The organism is Shewanella sp. 5_MG-2023 (genome assembly GCF_030547465.1).
Taxonomy (GTDB): Bacteria; Pseudomonadota; Gammaproteobacteria; order Enterobacterales; family Shewanellaceae; genus Shewanella.
On sequence record NZ_JAUORC010000101.1, the window covers coordinates 1 to 589 of the forward strand.

General features: G+C 54.8%; 1 rRNA gene. It reads right to left on the reverse strand.

Features of this window, described 5'->3' with window-relative positions:
* Positions 1–589 (reverse strand): 23S ribosomal RNA (locus Q4557_RS19870); the annotation flags it as partial.

Consider the following 589-nt stretch of genomic DNA (forward strand, 5'->3'; position numbering starts at 1 on the left):
CTAGGGATGACTCATCTTAGGACTCGCTTCCCGCTTAGATGCTTTCAGCGGTTATCGATTCCGAACGTAGCTACCGGGCAATGCTATTGGCATAACAACCCGAACACCAGCGGTTCGTCCACTCCGGTCCTCTCGTACTAGGAGCAGCTTCCTTCAATCATCCAACGCCCACGGCAGATAGGGACCGAACTGTCTCACGACGTTCTGAACCCAGCTCGCGTACCACTTTAAATGGCGAACAGCCATACCCTTGGGACCGACTTCAGCCCCAGGATGTGATGAGCCGACATCGAGGTGCCAAACACCGCCGTCGATATGAACTCTTGGGCGGTATCAGCCTGTTATCCCCGGAGTACCTTTTATCCGTTGAGCGATGGCCCTTCCATACAGAACCACCGGATCACTATGACCTACTTTCGTACCTGCTCGACGTGTATGTCTCGCAGTTAAGCTGGCTTATGCCATTGCACTAACCGTACGATGTCCGACCGTACTTAGCCAACCTTCGTGCTCCTCCGTTACTCTTTGGGAGGAGACCGCCCCAGTCAAACTACCCACCAGGCACTGTCCCGAACCCCGATAAGGGGCC